Source organism: Speluncibacter jeojiensis (assembly GCF_029589495.1).
Taxonomy (GTDB): Bacteria; Actinomycetota; Actinomycetes; order Mycobacteriales; family Mycobacteriaceae; genus Speluncibacter; species Speluncibacter jeojiensis.
The window spans coordinates 681,528-687,173 of the sequence record NZ_JAAIVF010000001.1; the positions used below are offsets into that span (position 1 = coordinate 681,528).

General features: G+C 70.5%; 5 protein-coding genes. 2 read left to right on the forward strand and 3 right to left on the reverse strand.

What is annotated here, in order from left to right; genetic code table 11:
* Positions 1-78 precede the first annotated feature (78 nt).
* Positions 79-996, reverse strand: a complete 918-nt coding sequence (locus G4X40_RS02940; protein ID WP_277830055.1) for an alpha/beta fold hydrolase — start codon at positions 994-996, stop codon at positions 79-81.
* 132 nt (positions 997-1,128) lie between these two features.
* Positions 1,129-2,364, reverse strand: coding sequence for a lipase family protein (locus G4X40_RS02945; protein ID WP_408642101.1), 1,236 nt, complete (start codon positions 2,362-2,364; stop codon positions 1,129-1,131).
* 172 nt (positions 2,365-2,536) lie between these two features.
* Between G4X40_RS02945 and G4X40_RS02950 the strand changes: the two genes are divergently transcribed.
* Together G4X40_RS02950 and G4X40_RS02955 are read left to right on the forward strand one after the other, a co-directional pair.
* A complete protein-coding gene (locus tag G4X40_RS02950) occupies positions 2,537-4,120 on the forward strand; it encodes a DUF4185 domain-containing protein (protein WP_277830057.1) in 1,584 nt (527 codons plus the stop codon).
* Between the two features lie 160 nt (positions 4,121-4,280).
* Complete coding sequence (locus G4X40_RS02955) at positions 4,281-5,192, forward strand: esterase/lipase family protein (RefSeq protein ID WP_408642130.1); 912 nt, start codon at positions 4,281-4,283, stop codon at positions 5,190-5,192.
* Positions 5,193-5,282: 90 nt separating this feature from the next.
* Here G4X40_RS02955 and G4X40_RS02960 read toward each other — a convergent pair whose 3' ends face one another.
* Complete coding sequence (locus tag G4X40_RS02960) at positions 5,283-5,528, reverse strand: MbtH family protein (protein ID WP_277830061.1); 246 nt, start codon at positions 5,526-5,528, stop codon at positions 5,283-5,285.
* Positions 5,529-5,646 lie beyond the last annotated feature (118 nt).

Sequence of the window (5,646 nt, forward strand, 5' to 3'; positions counted from 1 at the left end):
CACCGGACAGTGAATCGCCACAAAGATTACGGCCCGATGCCCTGTTCTGCAGCCCGAGCCGGGCAGAGAACTCGCAGGTCAACTCGCCGTCAGCGCTGCCTCGCCCACGACCGTGCGGAGCTGTCCCCGGGCGTGTCGGACGGACGCCTGCCCACCGGCCGGGGTGGCCGAAACGAACCGGTCGATGAGTCCTGCGACGGTGTCCGGAGCCTCCACGTGCGGGAAGTGCCCGACACCGTCGAGCACTGACAGCTTACTCCCAGCCAACTGGTCCCGAGCTGCGAAGGCGTGGTCCACCGGGATGATCGGATCGCCTGCGCCCCAGATCACCTGGACCGGCAGTCCGGCGGTCAGATACAGCCGGTCCAGCGCGCTGACGGCCTGGCCACCCGGGTCCACCACCGACCGCAGGGTCCGCAGGAACGCGCGCCGGGATTCGGTGCCCGACAGTGACATCAGCGCGCGCCAGGATTCGTCGGCCCGCTCGGCCCGCACGCCGCGCGAACCCAGCCAGTCCCGGACCGCACCGCCGCACAGCCGCACCGCCGGCGAGGTCATCGCGGCCAGGGCCGCCTCGGAGCCCGGGACCGCCATCAACCGCAGCAGCCAGTTCACCTCACGCCCCAGTCCGCCCGACGAGATCAGCACCAGCCGCTCGCACAGCTCGGGGTGCTGATACGCCAGCTGCATCGCGACCCCGCCGCCGAGCGAGTGCCCGACCACGGTGACGCGCTCGATCCCGAGCCGGTCGAGCATGTCGCGCAGTGCCGCGGCGAACGCCCCCAGCGAGTAGTCGCCGCGAGGCTTGCCCGACGACCCGTGCCCGGGCAGGTCCGGGGCCAGGACCAGGTGGCGGTCGGCCAGGCGCGGCATCACGTAGCGCCAGGCGCGGGAGCTGCCGACCATGCCGTGGATGAACAGCAGCGGCTCGCCGTCGCCCCCGATGCGGTAGGCGAGCTGGTCCCCGTGCAGGTCGAGGTGTTTCTGGGTAATCATCGCGGGCCAATCGTGCACCCGGTCCGGGCGTCTGCCGCCGCGTTCTGTGACAGATCACCGACGGCCCTGTCACGCCGCCCTGTGCGCGAGTTGCGGGGTCCGGACCCACACCTCACCCACGGGCCGAAGGCGTCAGCAGTTGCTCGGCGCCGGGACTCCGCGGAAACGGGCGTCGAGGTAGTTCAGCGCGGACGGGACGCCCAGGACCGCGGTGGTCAGGTGATCCGGGCTGGGGACCAGCTCCGCCTGCACCTTCACCCCCGCAGCGCAGTAGCGGCGCATCGTCGTGTTGATGGAATCAACGGGGATCAGCACGTCGGTGGGGCTGTGCCACTCGAAGATCGGCGTCTTCGGCACACCCGGGTAGTCCTCGAGGCTGTTCTCCGATGCCACCCGCCGATAGCCGGGATCCGACATGAAGCTGGTCGACTTGGTCACCTCGGCGACGCTGTGCCCGGCGCCGGCCGCGAGGATGTCGTTGGTGCAGCCGTTGGACATCTGCCTGGCCATGGCCAGTCCGCGGTCGTTCAACAGCGACAGGATCGGCAGGCGGTCGGGGTATTCGCGACCCAGGCCGATCGCCGCGGCCGCCGCCAGCCCGAACGCCGGGTGCGGGTGCAGGCCCAGCGCATCACCCATCTTCAGCAGGTTCGTCGGCACCCCGCCCTCGGCGGCCCCGACGATGTTCAGTTCCGGCGCGTAGGCCGGGGCGAGCGCGGCCGCCCAGGCGGTGGCCATGCCGCCGCCGGAGTACCCGGCCAACGCGACCGGGCTCTCGGCCAGGCCGAACCGGGCGACGTGCTGGACCGCGCGGATCCCGTCGAGCGTGATCTGACCGCCGAGCTTGGCGGCGCCGTAGGCGCTGGTCGGGCCGAGGTGGTCCGGCAGCGCGACCTTCCAGCCCCGCTGCAGCACCACGTTGAGCGCGGGGGCCTCGCGGATGATCAGGTTCGGATCCGAGGTGTACAGCTCACGCGAGACGGCGCACTCGGTGCCCAGACCGTTGATGATGTGCTGGTACGACAGCAGCGGACCGTTCGAGCTGCGGTTCGGCGGCAACATGACCGTGGTGGTCGCGAGGATCGGCTTGCCCTCGGAGTTCGTCGACCGGAACGCTGCCATCCAGATGTCGACGCCGGGGAAGGTCAACAGCGGCGGCATCGGACGCGTCCGGACCACCTCGCCGGGCTTCTTCGACGCCAGGTCCACGGGCGGCGCGTAGAACGGGTCCGGGTCGGCCGCCGGGTACAGGCCGGACGATGGGCCGAGCGCGGGCGCCGCGACGGCGGGTGCCGCCGACAGGATCCCGGCGATCACGCCCAGGCAGAGGACGGCGAATCTCGAGCACCTACCGCGAAGAAATCGCACGAATCATCCCTTCCAGATGCGGCCTCGCCGATCCCATCACACGCGGCCGCACACCGGCAGTCGGTCGAACGGCGGATATCCGATTTTCAACATCGTCTTGGTATTCTTCGCGTGATCTCGTTGCGTTTCACATTCTTTCCGTGACCCAGCCCACACGACAGGGGATCCTTCCGTGCGCAGGCACCTCGCCGTCCCGCTCGCCGCCCTCACGATCGCCGCCGGCGGTGCCGTGTTCGTCCCGACCGCGACCGCAGACCCGGTGCAGGCGCCGCGTACCAACGAGTGCGGCGAACCGCTGCGGGTGGTCCCCGATTCCGGTCCGGGCGCCCCGCACGTCGGCCCGCCCGGGATGCCGCACCTGCCGGACATCGACATCAAGGTGCCGTACCCGAAGATCGTCCCGGTCCCCGAGCCGGGCCCGAAGCCGGACAACACCCGCTTCCCCTCGCCTCCCCCGCCGGTCAACCCGTGCGAGGACCCCTGCCCGGACCTGACGAACCCCGCACCGCCGGCCGGCGGCAGCGGCCCGCTCGGGTCGCTGGGCTCGACCGGCACCGGCTCGGCCGGCTCGTCGTTCTCCGACTCGGGTTCCGCCTCGAGCACCGGGTCGGCCTCGTCGGCACTGCCGTTCCCGAAGCTGACCCTCCGCACGTCGCCGATCACCATCCCGGTGCCGGTTCCCGGCGGCGACAACTTCCCCACCACCCCGCGCCCGCCGCAGGCCCACCCGCCCGTGCAGGCCGACGCTCCGGTCCCCGCCCCGGCCGTGCCGCACGTCTCCGACCTGTCGGAGGTGTCGAAGGTGACCGGTCCGGGCTCGATCAGCCGGACCGACAAGCGGTTCCAGGTCAACGCCACCGACCTCGGCATCATGTGGCAGGCCGCGCCGGGCAAGGTCGCCGTCGTGTTCGGCGACACCTTCGGCAAGGGCTGGCACCCCGAGGGCGCCAACGGCACCGACTGGCGCTCGAACACGCTCGGCTTCAGCTCGACGCCGGCGAAGGACCTGTCCAAGGGCATGGCCATCGACTCGATGGTGCAGGACAAGCGCTGCCACGCCGCGCAGGTCCTCGCCAGCCGGCACGTCGACAACTACGAGATCACCACCATCCCGACGTCCGGTTTCGCGCTGGGCAATCGGCAGTACATGAGCTACATGTCGGTCAAGAGCTGGGGCGTACCGGGCACCTGGACGACCAACTACGGAGGCATCGCCTACTCCGACGACGGCGGGTCCGTCTGGACGAAGGATCCGTGGGCCAAGTGGGACAACATCTTCGGTATGTCCCAGTTCCAGGTGTCGGCGATGGTCCCCGAGGGCGGCTACGTCTACATGTTCGGCACGCCGAACGGGCGCCTGGGCACGGTCGCCCTCGCCCGCGTCCCGCAGGACCAGCTGCTCAACAAGACCGCCTACCAGTACTGGAAGTCCGGCACCTGGACCCCGGTGACCAACGGCTTCGACGGCACGCCGCTGTTCTCCGGACCGGTCGGCGAACTGTCCATGCGCTACGACGCCGACAGCAAGACGTGGCAGGCCGGCTACCTCGACGTCGCCACCAACAGCATCGTGCTGCGGGAGGCGAAGAGCCCGCAGGGCGCATGGTCGGGCCCGGCCACATTGGTCTCCGGCAACCAGTACCCGAGCCTGTACGGCGGGTTCCTGCACCCGTGGTCGACCGGCAAGGACCTGTACTTCACCATCTCGCAGTGGAACGAGTACAACGTCTACCTGATGCACGTGAAGCTCGACTGAGCCGCGCGCCCGTACCCCGTCCCGGCGCAGGCCCGGCCACGTCCACGCCCGCCGCCGGGACGACGACGCCGGGCGTGGACGGGCGACCGGTACCGTGGACCGGGTGAGTGCACAGCAGACCCGATCACCGAAGCCGCGGCGTCGCAAGGCGTTCGGCGCACTGTGCGCCGGCGTCGTCGCGACGGCCACCGTGCTCGGGGTCTGCACGCCCGCCACGGCCGCACCCGCCACGAACCCGCCCGCCGCAGACCAGACCACGGCACTGGCCGGAGCCAACGACTGGTCTTGCAAGCCGACCGCCGCGCATCCACGACCGGTGGTGCTCGTGCACGGCACCTGGGCCGACATGACGACCACGTGGAGCACGCTGTCCCCGCAGCTCGCGGAGCGAGGTTACTGCGTGTTCGCGCTGAACTACGGCACGTTCGACGGGGTGCTGAACGGCAACCTGCTCGACCTCGCCGGCGGCGCCGACATCGCCTCGTCCGCCCGGCAGCTGGCGGACTTCGTGAACCGGGTCCTGCGCAGCACGGGCGCGAAGCAGGTCGATCTGGTCGGGCATTCACAGGGCGGGGTCGTGGCGCGCCAGTACCTCCGGTTCAACGGCGGCACGGACCACTTCGACCCGCGCCGCAACCGGGTCCACACGCTGGTCACGTTGGGCGCGACCAACCACGGGTCGACGTTCGGGCTGTTCTCCCTGCTCAACGACGTGGCGCACAAGGTGGGGCTGCCGCTGTCGGGTGCGGTCAGCGCCGCGGCCGGGCCGGCGTACATCGAGCAGTTGGTGGGGTCGCCGTTCCTGGCCGCGCTCAACGCCGGCGGCGACACCGAGCGCGGCGTCGACTACACCGTCATCGCGACCCGGGACGACAAGATCTCGACGCCGCCGGAGCGCACGTTCCTGGCTGCCGGGCCGGGCGCGACGGTGCACAACGTGTGGGTGCAGGACGGCTGCCCCGGCGACACCGCCGACCACGGCCAGCTGACCACCGACGCGCGGTCGCTGTACCTGGTGCAGAGCGCGCTCGACCCGGCCTACGGCCGCACGCATCCGGCGCCCTGCGGATAGCACCGCGCCACCACGCAGCCGACCCGGTCACAGACGCCAGCGGCCGGACACCTCTGGGATGTCCGGCCGCGGCGGTGTTCGAGGTGCGGGCTAGCTCTTGTCGGCCTGCTCCGCGCGCTTCTTGGCATCCTCTTCCATCGCGGCGATCAGGCTGTTCGGGCGCATGTCCGTCCAGTTCGCCTCGATGTAGTCGACGCAAGCCTGGCGGCTGTCCTCACCGAACACGACCTTCCAACCGGCCGGGACGTCCGCGAAGACCGGCCACAGCGAGTGCTGGCCCTCGTCGTTGACCAGGACACGGAACTTGGCGTCGGCGTCGTCAAATGGGTTGCTCACTTGAGTCCTCTCATTCGTGGGCCGTTTCGGACCCCGGCCGAGTGGTCACACCCAGCCCATTCATCGGTCATCTTAACCATGGTCACCCCAGCTTTTGTGCGAGGTCGTGCCCTTCCGG

Coding starts and splice junctions, on each gene's coding strand:
- G4X40_RS02940 (WP_277830055.1), bottom strand. CDS start 996: ATGATTACCCAGAAACACCTCGACCTGCACGGGGACCAGCTCGCCTAC.